Here is a 17,751-nt window from a genome sequence, read left to right as displayed (position 1 = left end):
AGAACGGCTCGGTGCATGCGGGTCCCCGTCGTCATCCGGCGGCGTCGGACTCCTGCGGTCCGGCCTTAGATGAAGCTAGGAATTGCCAAGTGCGGTTCAGGTGCAGCGAGGAGCCAATTCAGGAGCGAGCGCTAACGTGGGACGGGTGCGCGATCCCTCCGTCTCTCGCTACACGGCCGGCCGGCTCTCACCGATCCGTCGCGTCGCCGATCTGCGGCGTCTGCGTGACGAGCAGTTCGACGTCCTCGTCGTCGGGGGCGGAGTCACCGGCGCCGGCGCCGCCCTGGACGCGGCCTCCCGCGGGCTCAAGGTGGCCCTGGTCGAGGCCCGCGACCTCGCGGCCGGCACGTCCAGCCGGTCCAGCAAGCTGATCCACGGCGGGCTGCGCTATCTCGAGCAGCTCGAGCTGCACCTGGTGCACGAGGCTCTGACCGAGCGTGGCCTGCTCTCCACCCGGCTCGCGCCGCACCTGGTCCGCCCGGTGCCGATCATGGTGCCGCTGCCGGCCGGCAACCCGGCGGCCCGGGTCGGGCGGCGGGCCTACTACGGGCTCGGCGTGGCCGCGTACGACGTCTTCGCCGGGCTTTTCGGCACCGGCCGGGGCATGCCGCTGCACCGGCATTTGACCCGCGACGGCGCCCGCCGCCTGTTCCCGAGCCTGCGGGCCGACACGATCAGCGGCGCCATCCGCTACTACGACGGCCAGGTGGACGACGCCCGCCTGGTGGTCACCCTGGCCCGTACGGCGGCCAGCCTGGGCGCGGCCGTGGTGACCAGCGCCCGGGTGGTCGGCTTCCTGCGCGAGGCCCGCGAGGTGGTCGGCGTGCGGGTCCGCGACCTGGAGGCGCCCGACGAGCCCGAGTTCGAGGTCCGGGCCCGGACGGTCGTCGCCGCCACCGGCGTGTGGAGCGACGACATGTCGCAGATGCTCAGCGACGTCGGCCTCCGCCCCGGCCTGCGGGTCCGCGCCTCCAAGGGCGTCCACCTGGTCGTGCCGCGCTCGGCCATCACCGGCGAGGCCGGCCTGATCCTGCGCACGCCGACCTCGGTGCTGTTCGTCATTCCGTGGGGCGGCCACTGGATCATCGGCACCACCGACACCGACTGGAAGCTCGACCGGTCCCACCCGGCCGCCTCGGCCCGGGACATCCGCTACATCCTCGACCAGGTCAACACGGTGCTCGACCGCCCGCTGACCACCGACGACATCGAGGGCGTGTACGCGGGTCTGCGCCCCCTGCTCTCCGGTGAGGCCGAGTCGACGTCGAAGCTGTCCCGCGAGCACGCGGTGATCGAGCCGATGCTCGGGTTGTTGCTCGTGGCCGGTGGCAAGTACACGACGTACCGGGTGATGGCGGCCGACGTCATCGACCGGGCGGTCCGCCGGCTCGGCGGGTCGGCCCGCGCGTCCTCGACGGCCGACCTTCCGCTGCTCGGGGCCGACGGTTACGCGGCCGCCTGGCGCGACCGGCACGACCTGGCCCGCCGCCACGGCGTGCCCGCCGGCGTGGTCGAGCACCTGCTGGAGCGGTACGGAACGCTGAGCATCCACCTGCTCGCCATGATGAAAGCCGACCCGCGGCTGGCCGTCCCGCTGCGTGGCGCCCCCGAGTATCTCGCCGTCGAGGTGGCCTACGCGGCCCTGGCCGAGGGCGCGCTGCACGTGGACGACGTGCTCACCCGCCGCACCCGCATCTCCATCGAGACCTCGCACCGCGGCACCGAGTCGGCCGAGCACGCGGCGCAGATCATGGGCGACGTGCTGGGCTGGGACAAGGCGGTCCGCGAGCGCGAGGCCGAGCACTACCTGGCCCGGGTGGCGGCCGAGCGGCAGTCGCAGACGATGCCCGACGACGCGACCGCCGACGCGGCCCGGGTCGGCTCGCCGGACGTGCGCGGCTTCGCCGCCGACCGCGGGGTCGACCTGCTCCAGATCGACCTTTGATCCTCGTCGACGAGCCGCTCTGGCCGGCCCGGGGGCGGCTCTGGTCACATCTGGTGAGCGACCTCTCGTACGAGGAGCTGCACGTGTTCGCCGAGATGCTGGGAGCGCCGCGCCGGGCCTTCGACCGGGATCACTACGACATCCCGGAGACGCGCTTCCGCAGCGCGGTCTGGCTCGGCGCGACGCTGCTGCCCTCACGCGAGCTGGCCGCGCGGTTGCGGACGGCCGGTCTGCGCCGGCCGAAGCACCTTATGCGTTGAGCTCCCGCTCGAGGTTGGCCCGGGCCCGGGCCTCCCACTGCTCGCGCAGCGGGGCCAACCGGTAGATCGACGGCAGCTCGAGCAGGGCCTTGAGGACCTGGGCCCGGCCGTCCTTGAACGCGTCGTCGCTCACGTGCGCGTACTCCCGGCGGATGGCCGCGGTGTACGCCGCGTACTGCTCGTCGTCGCCGGCCAGCACGGCCAGGTCGGCGTCGCAGAGCAGCTCGCCGTCCGGGTCGTCCTCCTCGGTGGCGTGCCCGGCGGTCAGCCCGACCAGCCGCGCCACCTCGGTCGCGGTCGCCTCGGGCACGCCCAGCGTCACCAGCAGGCCCTCGGCGAACTCGGCGCTGTCCCGCTCGTTGGCGTCACCCAGCGCCCGCGGGTCGTAGACGGCGTCGTGCATCCAGGCCGCCAGCCGCACCCGCTCCGGGTGAGCCGCCAGAGCGGCATGAAGGTCGATGACGTCCAGTACGGCCGTCAGGTGCGCCACGGTGTGATATTGCCGCTGCGGCTCGGACCAGCGGGTCAGCAGGTAGCCGCCGGCCGCGTCCAGGTCGTCGTCGGCCACCGTCGCCCCGGCCGCCCGCGCCGCCACCCGGAACCGTTCCACCAGATCTTCCACGCCGCCCATCCTGGCACGCCTGCCTGTAGGGCTTATCTGGTGGATCACGCGGGGCTGCGGCGTGGCCCAGGTCGCGCCTGATCCACCAGATAAGCCCTAAGGTCATGAAGGTGACGTCCAGCTTCTCCGGCCACCTGGCCAAGGCGGGTGACCGGTCGCGCACCGGCTTCCGGGCCGGTCTGCGCCGGGTCCGCGGCGGGCTGGCCCTCGCCGTGCAGGCCGGGGTGGCGGCCGGGCTCGCCTGGTTCGTCGCGCACGACCTGATCGGGCGGCCGGCGCCGTTCTTCGCGCCCATCGCCGCCGTCATCACGCTCGCCTCGTCGGTCGGCCAGCGCGTGAAACGCACCACCGAGCTGGTCCTCGGCGTGGCCATCGGGATCGGCATCGGGGACGCGCTGATCCTGCTGATCGGCAGCGGCCCGTGGCAGATCGGCCTGATCGTGGTGCTGGCCGTGCTCGTCGCGACCGCGGTCGGCGGCGGCACCCCGCTGGTCGTCCAGTCGGCCTCGTCGGCGGTGCTGGTGGCCACCCTGACCTCGAGCACCGGGCTGCCCTGGACCAGGTTCCTCGACGCGCTGGTGGGCGGCGGCATCGGGCTGATCGTGATGACGCTGCTGCTGCCGCTGAACCCGCTCAGCGTGGTCCGGCGGGCGGCCGACCCGGCGCTGCAGGCCCTGGCCGACGGGCTGCACCGGGTGGCGGCCGGCCTGAGCGAACGGGACCGGGACGAGGTACGCGACGCGCTGGCCGGGCTGCGGGCGGCCGAGGGGACGTTCGCGGCGTTCTCGGCGGCGGTGGCAGCGGCCCGGGAGAACGTGGCGTTCGCGCCGGCCCGGTGGCGCAACCGGGGCGCGCTGGCCCTCTACGTCGACGGGGCCGACCAGATCACCTACATGCTGCGCAACATCCGCGTGCTGAGCCGGCGGGTCGACACGGCGCTGGGCGACGACGAGACGATCCCGGACGTCCTGCCGGTCTCGGTGCGGCTGCTGGGCGACGCGGTCGAGCTGCTCAAGCAGGAGTGGGCCAAGGGCGTCGAACCGGTCGCGGCCCGGGAGCGGGCGCTGCGGGCGGCGACCGAGTGCGGACGAGCGTACGAGCAGGGTGTGGGCTTCTCCGGCGGCGTCATCGTGGCCCAGATCCGCACCGCCGCCACCGACCTGCTGCGGGCCAGCGGCGTCGACTACGCGGAAGCGCCCCGGCTGGTCCGCCGCGCCGTCGGCTGGCACCTGCGACCGCGCTCGGCCAAACGGCGTACACCCCGATCTTGATCGTCCTCGGGGCGGTCGTCCGTCGACCGGGTGACTACGCTGGCGGGCATGGCCGACGTTTCGCCGGGCGCCCCGGTGCCCCCCGACCTGCCCGTGGTGACCTCGGGTAAGCCCCGGACGGGCTGGCGACGCTGGCTGCCCATCGCCGGTGTCGTCGCGTTCCTGCTCGCCGGCGCGATCGGCCTGCTGCTCTACCTGGGCTTCAACATCGGTGTGACCAGCCTGCTGGTCGGTCTCGCGGCCGCCGTGCTGCCGGTGCCGCTGCTGGTCTCGGCCTTCCTCTGGCTCGACCGGTACGAGCCCGAGCCGATCCGCTACCTGGCCTTCTGCTTCGTCTGGGGCGCCGCGATCGCCACCTCGGTCGCCCTGTTCGTCAACACCGTGACGGCCAACCTGTTCGACAAGTGGGGCCTGCCCGAGGCGCTGGTCGCCGTGCTCGTGGCCCCCTTCATCGAGGAGTCGATGAAGGCGCTCGGCCCGTTCCTGCTCTTCTGGCGCCGCCGCGCCGAATGGTCCGGCATCACCGACGGCATCGTCTACATCGGGCTGTCCGCCCTCGGCTTCGCCATGGTCGAGAACATCCTCTACCTGGGCGGTCACGGCTACGCCTCCGGCGTCGAGCAGTACGGCCCGGCCACCGGCCTGCAGAACCTGTTCGCCATCTTCATCGTGCGGATCCTGTTCACCGGCTTCGCCCACCCGCTGTTCAGCTCGATGACCGGCATCGGCCTCGGCCTGGCGGCCCGCTCCGGCGACCGCCGGGTGCGCTGGCTGGCCCCCATCGCCGGCCTGCTCCTGGCGATGATCCTGCACGGCACGTTCAACCTGCTGCCCACGCTGTCGGTCAGCCTCACCCAGCCCCTGATCATGCTGTACGGGTATTTGGGCTTCATGGTGCCGTTCTTCTTCGCGGTCGTCGGCTTCGCCATCGCCCTGCGCAGCTGGGAAGGCCGGCTCACCGAGCGGGTGCTGCCCTTCTACGTCCGTACCGGCTGGTTCTCCCCGCCCGAGGTGGCCGCGCTCGGCAGCCTCGGCCGCCGCTACTCGGCCCGCCAGTGGGCCAAGCGGGTCGCCGGCGCCACCGGCCAGAAGGCGATGCGCAGCTTCCAGTTCACCGCCACCCAGCTGGCCCTGCTCCGCGACGGCATGCAGCGCGGCCTCGACCGCAAACCGGCCGAACTCCAGCGCGCCGCCGCCGAGGAACAACGCCTGCTCGCCGAGATCCTCGACTACCGCGCCGCCTTCACCGGCCGCGACCCGGCCACCCCGCAGGCCTTCTGGGACGGCCAGTCCTACCAGATCCGCTTTCCGGACGGCGTCACCCGCACCATCGCCCCACCCTCGGAGCCGGTGGTGCCGATCCCGATCGCCGCCCCTCAGCCGGTCTTCGCGCCGTCCTACCCGGGTTACGGCCCCCAGCCCGGCCTGCCCTACGGCGGTGGCTATGGTGCTCAGCCCGGCTACGGTGCTCAGCCTAGCTATGGGTCTCAGCCTGGCTATGGGTCCCAGCCGGGCTATGGCACCGCGCCGGGCTATGGGTCTCAGCCTGGCTATGGCGGCGGCCAGAGCGGCTACGGCACCCCACCGGGATACGGCAGCGGGCAGCCCTCCCATGGGACGCAGCCTGGTTACGGCTCTCAGCCGGCTTATGGCACTCAGCCCGGTTACGGTCAGCAGCCCACATCCGGTGCCCAACCCGCCTACGGGACGCAGCACCCGTATGGCACCCAGCCGTACTACGCTCCGCAGCCTGACGCCCAGCTCGCCCCATCCGGCCAGCCCGGTTCACCTAGTCAGCCTGCCGCATCCGGACAGCCCGATTCGTCCAGTCAGCCCGTCGCATCTGGCCGGCCTGAATCGCCTGACCCCCTTGGCGAGCCCGCTTCTTCCTCACCCCACCAGCCAGGCCATCCCACGTCGCCGGCCCACAACCCGCCGACTTCACCGCCGCCGGCAGTCCCCTCCGCGCCGAGCACGCCCTACAGCTACCCCAGCCCGCCCCCGTTCGCGCCCGTCCCCACCGAGCAGCCTCCGGCCCAAGAGCCTCCGGCCCAAGAGCCTTCGGCCGACAAGCCAGACCATTCACAGTCCTGAAGCGGACAGGTCAGCCCCAGCGCCAATGGTGAACCGCCGGGCCGGCTGACTCAGTCCTGCCCGCAGCCGACTGCCGAGCACAATTCCGTTTAGCCGACGGGTTGTCCACAATCGCGGCCTGTCCACAGGCCGCCCGGCTCTCGACAGCATGATCTTGGCCAGATGGGCGAAAATGGCATCGGGCGGTCCCCCTGGGTGGGCGGGCCGCGGGGTGGCTCGCGGACCGCGGGGTAGCTGGCGCACCGCGGGGTAGCTGGCGGGCTCTGGGTGGCTGCTCTGCGCGGTGGGTGCCTCTGGGCTGCTGCTCTACATGTGGGTGGCCTCTGGCTGGTAGCTCTGCGCGTGGGCCGCCTCTAGGTGGCAGCTCTGCGGTAGGTCGGCCTCCTGCGCGCTTGCCGGCCTGTCGGTGGGGCGGGCGGGTGTCAGGCGGGGTCCCGGGGCGTGCCGTCCCACTTCCAGGAGGTCTGGTGCTCCTGGCCGGGGAGGTCGGCGCGGCCGGTGGCCCACAGGAGGGTCTCCCAGGGGTCGGTGTCGGTGGGGGCCCAGGGGAACAACCGGCGCAGGGCGGCCGTGCACAGGTCGGCCGGGGGTGTCCAGGTCAGGTCGAGGCCCTGGGCGATGTCGTGGGTGTGGGTCAGGACCTCGACCACGGCCATGGCGGCGAAGCCGGAGGCGTTCGAGGGGCCGTAGCTGTGGAACGACATGCGGTCCGGTGGGACGGTGGCGACCACTGCCGACAGCAGGCCGGCGGAGGATTCGAGCACTTCGAGGAGGGCGCCCGCGCCCTCCTCGGGCTCGACGTAGAGGGTCAGGGCGGGGCCTTCGGGGCGGGGCTGCCGGTAGCCGAACTTCACCCACGTGGTGGTGGACGGGTGAGCCGGGGTCAGCTGGGCCGCGTAGCCGAAGTGGCAGTCGGCCAGGTGCTCGACCGTTTCCCAGCAGGTCCAGGTCAGGGTGCCGGCCGGGCGGCTCCAGTCGTGTTTGTCGGCGGGGGTCAGGGTGGTGATGGCCAGGGACACGGCGCGCGTTACATCGTCGGCTCTCATTGCCTGAGTTGTAGAGCGCGAGGGCCCGTACGGCCAAGCGATTTTAGGCGGCGCCCCCGGTGACCACGACCGCGTCGGGTGGGATCTCGGGGCGGCGGCGGGCCAGGCGGCGGATGCCGGTGTTGAGGACGGCGATCAGCGGGACCGCGATCAGGGCGCCGATGATGCCGGCCAGGACGACGCCCGAGGCGATGCCGATGATGACGGCCAGCGGGTGGATGGCGACCGCGCGACCCATGATCAGGGGCTGGAGGATGTGGCCCTCGACCTGCTGGACCAGGATGACGGCGCCGAGCACGATCAGGGCGATCACCCAGCCCTGGTCGACCAGGGCGACCAGCACGGCCACGGCGCCGGAGACGCTGGCCCCGACGATCGGGATGAAGGCGCCGAGGAAGACCAGCGCGGCCAGCGGGAACGGGAACGGGATGTCCAGCACGACCAGGGCGATGCCGATGCCGACGGCGTCGATGAAGGCGACCAGGACGGTGGCCCGCACGTAGGAGCCGAGCGTCGACCAGGACGCGTCGCCGGCGTCGGCCAGTGACCAGCGGGCGTTGACCGGGAAGAGCCGGACGATGAAGCGCCAGATCTTGCGGCCGTCGCGGAGGAAGAAGAACGTCGAGAACAGGACCAGCAGCATGCCGGTCAGCACCTCGAAGACGGTGGCCGCGGTGGAGATGCCGGTCGAGGTGAGCTGGGCCGTGTGCGCGTTGACCCAGGTCTGCGCGTTGTCGATGGCCCGGTTGACCTGGTCGTCGGAGAGGTGCAGGGGGCCCGTCTTGAGCCATTCCTGGATCTGCCGGACACCCTCGCTGGCGTTCCTGGTCAGCTCGGGCAGCCCGTTGACGAACTGGTTGATCACCAGGGTGAGGGTGCCCGCGACCGCGGCCAGGCCGCAGATCAGCACCAGGAACGTGGCCAGCGAGGCCGGCAGGGCGCGGCGCAGCAGGGCCACGGCCGGGGAGAGCAGCGCCGAGAGCAGCAGCGAGATCGACAGCGGGATGACGACCACGCTGATGACGCCGATGAAGCGCAGCAGCACCCAGCCGACCAGGCCGACCACGATCAGGCGCCAGCCCCAGGCGGCGGCGATGCGCAGCGAGTGCGGTACCTCGGCGTCGTCGCGGCTGTTGGTCGAGTAGTGCACGTCCTCCGGCTCGGGCGCCGGCGGCTCGAACTCGACCTCGGTGTCGGTCTCGGCGGTGTTGTCGTGGGCGCGCGCCTGGCGCACGGACTCACGGCCCGAGTCATAGGCCTTCCGGAGGTTGTCCCGGACACGCTCCAAGCGGCTCAACCGCCTACCCCCTCGCGATTGCTGTTCGCAACCACCACCGTAGTAGTCCGACGCAGCTAGATCCCCGCAGGCAGCACCGGCAAAACCAGGCGTACCGTCTGCATTCGTGAGCACCGACACCCGTACCGAGAGCGGATTGCCCATCCGCATGCTGCACGATCGCGTCCTCGTCCGCCAGGACGGGGGTGAGGGTGAGCGCCGTTCCTCCGCGGGCATCGTGATCCCGGCGACCGCTTCGGTGGGTCGCCGGCTGTCCTGGGCCACCGCGGTCGGGGTCGGGCCGAACGTGCGCTCGATAGTCGTCGGTGACCGTGTCCTGTTCGACCCTGATGACCGGTCCGAGGTCGAGCTGCACGGCAAGGGGTACGTGTTGTTGCGCGAGCGCGACGTGCACGCGGTGGCGGCCAGCCGGGTCGAGTCCGACGGCACCGGCCTGTACCTGTAAACAAAAGGGCTCCCCCGCTGGGGGGAGCCCTTTCTCGTGAAACCTAGGCGGGCGAGACGCTCAGGCCGACCTCGTTGACGCCGACCGTGGCGTCGACGACGACCTCGCCGTTGCCGCTGCGGGACAGGGCGCGCAGCGTCCACGAGCCGGGGGCGGCGAAGAAGCGGAACGAGCCCTCGGGCGAGGTGACGACCTCGGCCGTGAACTCGCCGGTGCCGTCGAGCAGCCGCACGTAGGCGCCGCCGACGGCGTCACCGCCGGCCGTGCTGACGACACCGGTGATGACCGTCTCGCGGGTCAGGTCGACGCCGGCCGGCAGCGGGGCCGACTGGTCGGGGGCGGCGCAGCCGGCCGCGGTGTCGGACGGTGAAGTCACGGTGATCACGCCTTTCCGGGCTCGTCGCCGAGGGCGATCGGGACGCCGATGAGTGAGCCGTACTCGGTCCAGGAGCCGTCGTAGTTCTTGACGTTCTGCTGGCCGAGCAGCTCCTTGAGCACGAACCAGGTGTGCGAGGAGCGCTCGCCGATGCGGCAGTAGGCGATGGTGTCCTTGCTGCCGTCGAGGCCGGCCTCACCGTAGATCTTGGCGAGCTCCTCGTCGGACTTGAAGGTGCCGTCCTCGTTGGCCGCCTTGCTCCACGGCACGCTGATCGCGGTCGGGATGTGGCCGCCGCGCTGCGACTGCTCCTGGGGCAGGTGGGCCGGGGCGAGCAGGCGGCCGGCGAACTCGTCGGGGCTGCGCACGTCGACCAGGTTCTTCACGCCGATGGCCTCGACGACCTCGTCGCGGAAGGCGCGGATCGACAGGTCGGGTGCCTGGGCCGTGTACGTGGTCTTCTCGCGGACCGGCACGTCCTTGGTGTACGGCCGGGCGTCGAGCTCCCACTTCTTGCGGCCGCCGTCGAGCAGCTTGACCTGGTCGTGGCCGTAGAGCTTGAAGTACCAGTACGCGTACGCGGCGAACCAGTTGTTGTTGCCGCCGTAGAGCACCACGACGTCGTCGTTGGAGATGCCGCGCTCGGAGAGGAGCGCGCCGAACTGCTCCTGGTTGACGAAGTCGCGGCGGACCGGGTCCTGCAGGTCCTTCTTCCAGTCGATCTTGATGGCGCCGGGGATGTGGCCGCCGTCGTAGGCGGTCGTGTCTTCGTCGACCTCGACGAAGACGATGCCCGGGGTGTCGAGGTTCTGCTCGGCCCAGTCGGCCGAGACGAGTGCGGTGTCGCGACTCATCGGTTCACTCCCTGTCGGTGGAGATGGGGGAGAGTCAGCGCACGGAGATCTTGTCGCACCGCGCGCGGGACCCAGTGGAGAAGAAAAAGGGATCTCGTGCTGTCGTGCGACGGCGCCACTGCCGATGAAACGAGCTACATCTTGCTCAGCACTAGTGGCTCCGTCAGAGGACGGAGCAACACAGGCAGGCGGCCACGCGGCACAGGTCGACCGCGCGCCTCTTGGTGAGCAAGGGGCTCATGAAAAGTGACCCTACCAGCGCTTCACGTGCCGGTAACAGCCTCGACCACCATCCGGGAACATAACCACAGTCACAGCCCGCCCGTGCTCAGTGACACGTTGGTGGCGCCGGCGGTGAAGCGCAGACCGTCGGCCTGCGGCTCGACCTTCTGCACCTTCAGGTTGAGCGGGAGCGCCGGGACCCGCAGGTCGACGCCCAGCTTCTGGACGTAGGAGGCGATGAGGTTCTTGACCAGCGGCACGTCCGGCAGGCCCTCGGCGGTCACGTCGGAGAAGCGGATCTGCACGGCGTCGTCCTTGACGGTCACCGTGGCCGCGCCCGAGACGTTGAAGGTCTGGCCCAGGGCCTGGACGGGCGCGGTGCCGACCAGCTTGCCGTTCTGCTCGGCCAGCTTCAGGCCGGGCTGATTGATCAGCTCGGCGACCTGGGCGTAGTCGATCGTGCCGGTGCCCGTGACCGCGCCCGCCACCACGTCGCCGTTGCCGGAGCGCAAGGTGTCGAGCGGGGCGTTCACGTCGGTCGCCCGGACATCCAGGAGATCGGTCTTGATCGTGCCGCCGTTGCCGGCCGGGCCGGAGAAGTTGGGCAGCTTGATGTGGATCTCCTGGTAGTTGCCGTCCAGGACCTGGGTCAGGAACGGCACGCCCTCGACCGTCACGTCGGGCTTCTCGCTGGTCGCCTTCTGCTGGGCGACCTGGTCGGCCACCCGGTCGCTGATCATGCGCTCGGCGTACGACGCGGCGACCCGGTCGGCGACCACGAGCAGCACGCCGATCAGGACGAGGAAGACGATGAGCGTGATCAGCAGACGGCGGCCGCGCCGTTTGCGGGGTCGCTGTTGCGTCCCGTACACCTCGGCCACCGGACCTCCTAGCGCTCTTCCGACGCGTTCGACGACGGAAAGGTACATGCCCCGTTCCACCGCGGCGCGAAACGGCTACCCGAGGTACCAGTGCGTCACCGCGTACGCCACCGGGGCGATCAGGGCGAAAGACCCCAGCGGACCCTGCATGTGCCGGGCGACCCAGAAGGTCGGCGCGTCGCCGGCCAGCCGGCGCCCGGCCTGCCCGAAGTTGACCGCCAGGTCGACCAGGTGGGCCGCCACCACCGAGATCAGGCCGATCACGGCGCCCTTGGCCGGGGTGAAGGGCAGCACCAGCACGCTGCCGAGGGCCGCCGCGGCCAGCGTGCCGAGCATCGCGCCCAGCACCACGCCGGCCGCGCCCCGCGGGACCTGGGCCGCGATGCGCGGCTTGGGCAGCACGGCGTCGGTGGCCCGGGCCACGACCAGGGCCACGCCGGCCGCGGTGACGCACATGGTCAGCGCCTGGGCGCCGGACTCCTGGCGGGTGAGCAGGATCGGGACCGCGTACGCGACCACGCCGCCGACGATGGCCAGGGTCGCCCGCCACGAGTCGCGGGCCCGGGCGCGGTCGCCGGCGCGGACGAACTGGCCCACGAACGCCACCACGAAACCCGCGAGCAGCACCCAGACGAGCGGGAGCAGCGCTGGTTCCGTACGGGTGACGGCCAGATAGTCGGCCACGAGCGCGACCACCGCGCTGACCCCGGCGGTGACGGCGGCCGCCGGCGGGCGCAGCGCCATGATCCAGGCGATCAGATAGAGAGCCTGGACGCCGAACAGGACGATCGCGTACGGAAGCCGGGCGTCCGGGGCCGAGGTCTGCGCCCCGAGGATCAGCCCGACCGCCAGGAGCCCGGCGAACCCGGCGATGGCCAGCGACAACTGTCGCCGGACGGGGACGACCTCGATCTCTTCGAACTCGTCGTCCTCGGTGGGCTCGGCCGGGTCGGTGTCGCCGGAGAGCGGCCGCTTGCCGCCGGAGCGCGCGATCTCACGCGACGCGTCGGCGTCCCAGGGGTCGTCCTGCGGCATGGAGGGGAACACGCAGCGATCGTGCCAGACCCGGGCCCGGCGCCCAATTCCCCGGCCCGTGTTAAAGCCCTGTTACAAACCCTCCTTGGGAGCGTTCACTACATCACTTGGACAAACGATCGAGGTGCTCGGGGCGATGGATCGGTTAAGGTAAGCCCCAGCCCACCCGTCGGTGACGCCGGGAAATGTAACGCCGATGAGTCACCCTGAGCGGCCTCGAGCCGCAAGGACGGAGGTGAGTGTGGAAATCCTTCTGTTGGTGACGGCACGGGCCGGCGAACCATCCGCCGTGCTGCCCGCGCTGGATCTGCTTCCCCACTCCGTACGGACCGCCCCCCGCGACGTTCGCACCCTGGTGTCGGGGCCGAGCCCCGACGCCGTCCTGGTCGACGCCCGATCCGAGCTCTCCGAGGCCCGCGCCACGTGCCGCATGCTGCATGCGACCGGCATCGGCGTCCCGCTGATGGCGGTCGTGACCGAGGCCGGCCTGATCGCGCTCAACGCCGACTGGGGCGTCGACGACGTCATCCTGGCCAGCGCCGGCCCGGCCGAGGTCGAGGCCCGGCTGCGGCTCGGGGTCGGCCGGCTGAGCAACGCGACCGCCGGCGCCGGTGGCTCGATCCGCGCGGGCGAGCTCAACATCGACCCCGACACGTACGCGGCGAAGCTCAAGGGCCGCCCGCTCGACCTCACGTACAAGGAGTTCGAGCTGCTCAAGTTCCTCGCCCAGCACCCGGGCCGGGTCTTCACCCGCGACCAGCTGCTGCGTGAGGTCTGGGGTTACGACTACTTCGGCGGCACCCGCACGGTCGACGTGCACGTGCGGCGCCTGCGGGCCAAGCTCGGCTCGGAGTACGAGTCGATGATCGGCACGGTCCGCCAGGTGGGCTACAAGTTCGTGACCCCGCCGTCGGGCCGCCAGCTGCCGGACAACGAGCCCGTCTCGCTGCCGGTCTGATCCGAGCATGACGGAGATCCGGTCCACGGACCGGCTGACAGCCGCGGAGGCGGCCGGCGTTCTCGCGCTGGCCGCGGCCGCGGAGACAGCCGACGGTGTCTACCCCCTGTCCGAGGATGTGGTTCTCCGTGCGCGCGGCGGGGGCGATCCCGCCACGCAACGGCACTACCTGGCTTACCAGGACAATGAGCTCGCCGGTTACGCGTTCGTCGAGGACGCGTCCGGCGAGCTTTTCGTTCACCCGGCCCACCGCCGCCGCGGCCACGGCACGGCGCTGCTGGCGGCGGCCGGTGACGGCCCGCTGCGGTTCTGGGCCCACGGCGACGAGGCCGGCGCGCGCGCCTTCGCCGAAAAGAGCGGTTTCGACCGTGTGCGCGTCCTGTGGCAGATGCGCCGCTCGCTGCTCGAGCCCCTGCCCGACGTGCCGCTGCCCGCGGGTGTGACCGTGCGCGGCTTCCGCCCCGGCGCCGACGAGGAGTCCTGGCTGGCGGTCAACGCCCGCGCGTTCGCCCACCACCCCGAGCAGGGCCGCTGGACCCTCGACGACCTGTTGCTGCGCGAGGGCGAGCCGTGGTTCGACCCGGCCGGCTTCCTGCTCGCCGTGGACATCGAGGACACGCTGCTCGGCTACCACTGGACCAAGGTCCACTCGGCCTCCGGCGACGATCCGGCGCTGGGCGAGATCTACGTGCTCGGCATCGACCCGAGCGGGCACCGGCGGGGCCTGGGGGCCGCGCTGAGCGTGGCCGGCCTGCGGCATCTGGCCGCCCAGGGGCTCACCGTGTCGAATCTTTACGTGGACGAGTCGAACGCCGCCGCGGTTGCTCTGTACCGCCGTCTGGGCTTCGAGATCTACAAGACGGACGTGAGTTACCAGCGTCACTGACGCCCCGTCCCACGTGTCACGAACAAGACAAGGTCGCATCTCGGGGCGGTAACTGTCGCCCCGGTATATCCGACAATTCCGTCTCTGGTCACTCAGTTCACGGAACGGACAACTCGCCCTCAGGCGAAGGCCATTTTCAGGCGTGGACCTGTTCACCGCCAGTTCACCAATGGCCAGGTAACCGGCTACCTCCCCTGCTTAGTTTTCGTGGTGTGCCGGTGCGACGCGCCGGTGTGCACCCCACCCTGAGAGGGAAAACTGTGAAGTTCCAGCGGTCCGGTTACATCGCCGGCATTGCTCTGACTGCGACGCTCGCGCTTACGGCGTGCGGCTCGGACAACAACGAGCCGTCGAGTGACAGCGGCGCTTCGGCTGCTGCCGGCAACTGTGTTGCGGGCAGCCTGACGGCCCAGGGGTCCTCGGCGCAGAAGAACGCCATGGACGAGTGGATCAAGACCTACCAGTCGCAGTGCGCGGACGCCAAGGTCGACTACCAGGCGACCGCCTCGGGCGCCGGCATCCAGGCCTTCATCGCGGGCACGGCCGACTTCGCCGGCTCCGACTCGGCCCTCAAGGAGGAGGAGCAGCCGCAGGCCGACGCCAAGTGCGCCGGTGGCGCCGCCCTCAACCTGCCGATGGTCGTCGGCCCGATCTCGGTCGTCTACAACGTGGACGGCGTCGACGGTCTGCAGCTCGACGCGCCGACCCTCGCCAAGATCTTCGACAGCAAGATCACCAAGTGGAACGACCCGGCGATCGCCGCCCAGAACTCGGGCGCCAAGCTGCCGGACACCACGATCACCGCCGTGCACCGCTCGGACGAGTCGGGCACGACCGACAACTTCACCAAGTACCTGAGCAAGGCCGCCGAGAAGGACTGGACCTACGGCAACGCCAAGGCCTGGAAGGCCAAGGGCGGCACCGGTGCGGCCAAGTCGGACGGTGTGGCCAGCGCGGTCAAGAGCACCGCGGGCGCCATCTCCTACGTCGAGCTCTCCTACGCGGAGAACAGCGACCTGCAGAAGGCCAAGATCAAGAACGGCGCGGGCGAGTACACCGAGCTGACCGGCGCCAGCGCCGGCAAGGGCATCGAGGGCGCCAAGATCACCGGCACCGGCAACGACCTCAAGCTCAGCATCGACTACAACGCCACCACCGCCGGCGCGTACCCGATCGTTCTCGTCACCTACGAGATCGTCTGCAGCAAGGGCAGCGCCAAGGCCGCCTCGCTGAAGAACTTCTTCGCCTACACCTCCAGCACCGGTGGCCAGAACGCCCTGGGCGAGCTCGGCTACGCGCCGCTGCCGGAGACCATCCGGGCCAAGGTCGAGACCGCCGTCGCCTCGATCGCCTGACCGTCACCAGATAGTCAAATCCCTCCGAGACGACAGCGAGCGAGCAGATGGGTGACTACCCCTCCCGCTCGGAGAACGCCACCGCCGGCGACCTGGGTGTGACAGCAAAGCACACCCGGGCCGCCGGCTCCGGCGTATCCCCGAGCAGCTACGAAGAACCCCCGTTCGGCGGCGGTGGCGCCCTCCCCAAGAAGAAGCGCTTCTCAATGGAGAGCGGCTTCCGGGGCCTGTCCGTGGGCGCGGGCGCGATGGTGCTGGTCATCATCGTGGCCATCGCGGTCTTCCTGATCTCCAAGGCCGCGCCGGCCATCAGCGCCGACAAAGAGAACTTCCTGAGCTTCAAGCAGTGGTTCCCGAACGAGACGCAGCCCCGGTTCGGTATCGCGGCGCTGGCCTACGGCACCGTGCTGACCTCGGTGATCGCCCTGCTCGTGGCGGTGCCCATCGCCCTGGGCATCGCGCTGTTCCTCTCGCACTACGCGCCCAAGCGGCTGGCCACGCCGCTGGGCTTCGTGATCGACCTGCTGGCCGCCGTGCCCAGTGTCGTCTTCGGCCTGTGGGGCCGCGACGTCTTCATGGAGCCGGTCCGCAACTTCTCCGAGTGGCTCAACAAGTACTTCAGCTGGATCCCGATCTTCGGCGGGGACGGCCCGTTCGGCCGCTCCGTCCTGCTCGGCAGCCTGGTGCTGGCGATCATGGTGCTGCCGATCGTCACCTCGCTCTCCCGCGAGGTCTTCCTGCAGACCCCGAGCATGAACGAGGAGGCCGCCCTCGCCCTGGGCGCCACCAAGTGGGAGATGGTCCGCACCGCGGTCCTGCCCTACGGCAAGCCCGGCGTCATCGCCTCCGTGATGCTCGGCCTCGGCCGCGCCCTGGGCGAGACGATCGCCCTGGCCCTGACCCTCGGTGTGGTCTTCAACATCTCGGCCAACATCATCGAGAACGGCGGCAACTCGATCGCCGCCAACATCGCCAACGCCTTCGGCGAGGCCAACGAGACCGGCCGCGGCGCCCTGATCGCCTCCGGCCTGGTGCTCTTCGCGATCACCCTCGTGGTCAACATGGCCGCCCGGGCGATCATCTACCGTCGGCGCGAGTTCCGGGACAGTGCGGCATGACCCTTCTGCAGAACGAGGCGTCCGACGTCGTCATGACGCCGGACAACATCCGGACCCGGAAGCTGCCGCTGCTGTACAACATCGGCATCGCGGTGGCCGCCCTCGCGATCGCCGCGGCGATCGTGTTCCCCACCGGCATCGGCAACTGGGTGCTCGTCGCCGTCCTCGGCGTCGTGTTCTACCTGATCGGTCTTCAGGTGGTGGCCGGCCGCATCGAGGGCAGCCGCGCCGCGCGCAACCGCATGTGGCAGGCGGCCATCTACTGCGCCTGCGTGCTGGCCATCCTGCCGCTCGCCTCGGTGGTGTGGACGCTGGTCTCCAAGGGCGTGTCCCGTCTGGACGGCAACTTCTTCAGCACCTCGATGAACAACATCGGCGCCCGGGACCCCGAGGGGGGCGCCTACCACGCCATCATCGGCACCCTGGAGCAGGTCGGCATCGCGGCCCTGATCGCCGTGCCGCTCGGCGTGCTCGGCGCGATCTACCTGGTCGAGTACGGCCGGGGCAAGTTCGCCACCACGGTCCGCTTCTTCGTCGACGTCATGACGGGCATCCCGTCCATCGTGGCCGGTCTGTTCGTCCTGTCGTTCTGGGTGCTGATCGTCAGCCCCTGGTTCAACAACGGGACGCCGCGATTCTCGGGCTTCGCCGCCTCGCTGGCGCTGACCGTGCTGATGCTGCCGACGATCGTCCGGTCCACCGAGGAGATGCTGCGGCTGGTGCCCGGCCCGCTGCGCGAGGGCGCCTACGCCCTCGGCGTGCCGCAGTGGAAGACGATCGTCAAGGTCGTCCTGCCGACCGCCCTGCCCGGCATCGTCACCGGCGTGATGCTCTCGATCGCCCGCGCGGCCGGCGAGACGGCCCCGGTGCTGCTGGTCGCGGGCGGCGCCGCCGCGATCAACTTCGACCCGTTCGCGGGTGGTCAGCAGTCGCTGTCGCTCTTCGTCTACCAGCAGGCCGCCGACGCCTCCCGCTACGCGCCGGCGCGGGCCTGGACCGCCGCCCTGACGCTGGTCGCTCTCGTACTCGTCCTGACGATCGCGGCGAAGCTGCTCGCCCGCCGCTCCAGTCTCCGATAAGAGGTAT

General features: G+C 70.9%; 17 protein-coding genes and 1 pseudogene. 10 read left to right on the top strand and 8 right to left on the bottom strand.

Annotated features, from left to right (window positions below; genetic code table 11):
- Positions 1-145: 145 nt before the first annotated feature.
- A complete protein-coding gene (locus AB0J66_RS11355; protein WP_364658627.1) occupies positions 146-1,945 on the top strand; it encodes a glycerol-3-phosphate dehydrogenase/oxidase in 1,800 nt (599 codons plus the stop codon).
- The gene (locus tag AB0J66_RS11350) at positions 1,942-2,205 is read left to right on the top strand and encodes a DUF4031 domain-containing protein (RefSeq protein ID WP_364658625.1); all 264 of its coding nucleotides are present in this window, start codon (positions 1,942-1,944) and stop codon (positions 2,203-2,205) included. The genes AB0J66_RS11355 and AB0J66_RS11350 overlap by 4 nt, the downstream gene beginning before the upstream one ends.
- Here the strand turns inward: AB0J66_RS11350 and AB0J66_RS11345 are convergent.
- Positions 2,195-2,827, bottom strand: coding sequence for a metal-dependent phosphohydrolase (locus AB0J66_RS11345; RefSeq protein WP_364658622.1), 633 nt, complete (start codon positions 2,825-2,827; stop codon positions 2,195-2,197). The two genes, AB0J66_RS11350 and AB0J66_RS11345, sit on opposite strands and share 11 nt — an antisense overlap.
- A gap of 110 nt (positions 2,828-2,937) precedes the next feature.
- Here AB0J66_RS11345 and AB0J66_RS11340 point away from each other — a divergent pair, with 110 nt between their 5' ends.
- Both AB0J66_RS11340 and AB0J66_RS11335 read left to right on the top strand, forming a co-directional pair.
- The gene (locus AB0J66_RS11340) at positions 2,938-4,098 is read left to right on the top strand and encodes an FUSC family protein (RefSeq protein ID WP_364658619.1); all 1,161 of its coding nucleotides are present in this window, start codon (positions 2,938-2,940) and stop codon (positions 4,096-4,098) included.
- Between the two features lie 48 nt (positions 4,099-4,146).
- Positions 4,147-5,646 (top strand): annotated as a pseudogene (locus AB0J66_RS11335) (PrsW family glutamic-type intramembrane protease); the annotation flags it as partial.
- Between the two features lie 968 nt (positions 5,647-6,614).
- On the opposite strand, the gene AB0J66_RS11330 reads toward AB0J66_RS11335, so the two are convergent.
- Together AB0J66_RS11330 and AB0J66_RS11325 are read right to left on the bottom strand one after the other, a co-directional pair.
- On the bottom strand, positions 6,615-7,238 hold the full coding sequence (locus tag AB0J66_RS11330) for a DinB family protein (protein WP_364658617.1): 624 nt from the start codon (positions 7,236-7,238) through the stop codon (positions 6,615-6,617).
- Between the two features lie 43 nt (positions 7,239-7,281).
- Positions 7,282-8,535, bottom strand: a complete 1,254-nt coding sequence (locus tag AB0J66_RS11325) for an AI-2E family transporter (RefSeq protein ID WP_364658614.1) — start codon at positions 8,533-8,535, stop codon at positions 7,282-7,284.
- A gap of 148 nt (positions 8,536-8,683) precedes the next feature.
- On the opposite strand from AB0J66_RS11325, the gene AB0J66_RS11320 reads away from it, so the two are divergent.
- Positions 8,684-8,980, top strand: coding sequence for a co-chaperone GroES (locus AB0J66_RS11320; protein ID WP_364658709.1), 297 nt, complete (start codon positions 8,684-8,686; stop codon positions 8,978-8,980).
- 43 nt (positions 8,981-9,023) lie between these two features.
- On the opposite strand, the gene AB0J66_RS11315 is transcribed toward AB0J66_RS11320, so the two are convergent.
- From AB0J66_RS11315 to AB0J66_RS11295, 5 genes are all read right to left on the bottom strand, one after another.
- A complete protein-coding gene (locus AB0J66_RS11315) occupies positions 9,024-9,356 on the bottom strand; it encodes a DUF1416 domain-containing protein (RefSeq protein WP_364658612.1) in 333 nt (110 codons plus the stop codon).
- Between the two features lie 5 nt (positions 9,357-9,361).
- Positions 9,362-10,210: a sulfurtransferase gene (locus AB0J66_RS11310; RefSeq protein WP_364658609.1), complete on the bottom strand. Its 849-nt coding sequence runs from the start codon at positions 10,208-10,210 to the stop codon at positions 9,362-9,364.
- A gap of 163 nt (positions 10,211-10,373) precedes the next feature.
- On the bottom strand, positions 10,374-10,451 hold the full coding sequence (locus AB0J66_RS11305; protein ID WP_360248245.1) for an Ms5788A family Cys-rich leader peptide: 78 nt from the start codon (positions 10,449-10,451) through the stop codon (positions 10,374-10,376).
- Positions 10,452-10,521: 70 nt separating this feature from the next.
- Positions 10,522-11,313: a DUF2993 domain-containing protein gene (locus AB0J66_RS11300; protein WP_364658607.1), complete on the bottom strand. Its 792-nt coding sequence runs from the start codon at positions 11,311-11,313 to the stop codon at positions 10,522-10,524.
- A 75-nt stretch (positions 11,314-11,388) separates the two neighbouring features.
- Positions 11,389-12,360 (bottom strand): hypothetical protein, encoded by a 972-nt coding sequence (locus AB0J66_RS11295; protein ID WP_364658605.1) that lies wholly within the window; start codon positions 12,358-12,360, stop codon positions 11,389-11,391.
- 223 nt (positions 12,361-12,583) lie between these two features.
- On the opposite strand from AB0J66_RS11295, the gene AB0J66_RS11290 reads away from it, so the two are divergent.
- The 5 genes from AB0J66_RS11290 (at position 12,584) to pstA (ending at position 17,744) form a co-directional block, all read left to right on the top strand.
- On the top strand, positions 12,584-13,306 hold the full coding sequence (locus AB0J66_RS11290) for a response regulator transcription factor (RefSeq protein WP_364658602.1): 723 nt from the start codon (positions 12,584-12,586) through the stop codon (positions 13,304-13,306).
- A gap of 7 nt (positions 13,307-13,313) precedes the next feature.
- Entirely contained in the window at positions 13,314-14,192 is an 879-nt protein-coding gene (gene mshD / locus AB0J66_RS11285; RefSeq protein WP_364658599.1) for a mycothiol synthase, read from the top strand.
- Positions 14,193-14,452: 260 nt separating this feature from the next.
- A complete protein-coding gene (pstS, locus tag AB0J66_RS11280) occupies positions 14,453-15,547 on the top strand; it encodes a phosphate ABC transporter substrate-binding protein PstS (protein ID WP_364658596.1) in 1,095 nt (364 codons plus the stop codon).
- Positions 15,548-15,594: 47 nt separating this feature from the next.
- On the top strand, positions 15,595-16,665 hold the full coding sequence (pstC, locus tag AB0J66_RS11275) for a phosphate ABC transporter permease subunit PstC (protein WP_364658594.1): 1,071 nt from the start codon (positions 15,595-15,597) through the stop codon (positions 16,663-16,665).
- The gene (gene pstA, locus AB0J66_RS11270; protein ID WP_364658592.1) at positions 16,662-17,744 is read left to right on the top strand and encodes a phosphate ABC transporter permease PstA; all 1,083 of its coding nucleotides are present in this window, start codon (positions 16,662-16,664) and stop codon (positions 17,742-17,744) included. The genes pstC and pstA overlap by 4 nt, the downstream gene beginning before the upstream one ends.
- The last annotated feature ends 7 nt before the right edge of the window (positions 17,745-17,751 follow it).

The organism is Actinoplanes sp. NPDC049598 (genome assembly GCF_040675435.1).
In the GTDB taxonomy this organism is placed as follows: domain Bacteria; phylum Actinomycetota; class Actinomycetes; order Mycobacteriales; family Micromonosporaceae; genus Actinoplanes.
The sequence above is the reverse complement of the archived record's forward strand: the minus strand, read 5'-3'. Positions and strand labels throughout refer to the sequence as shown.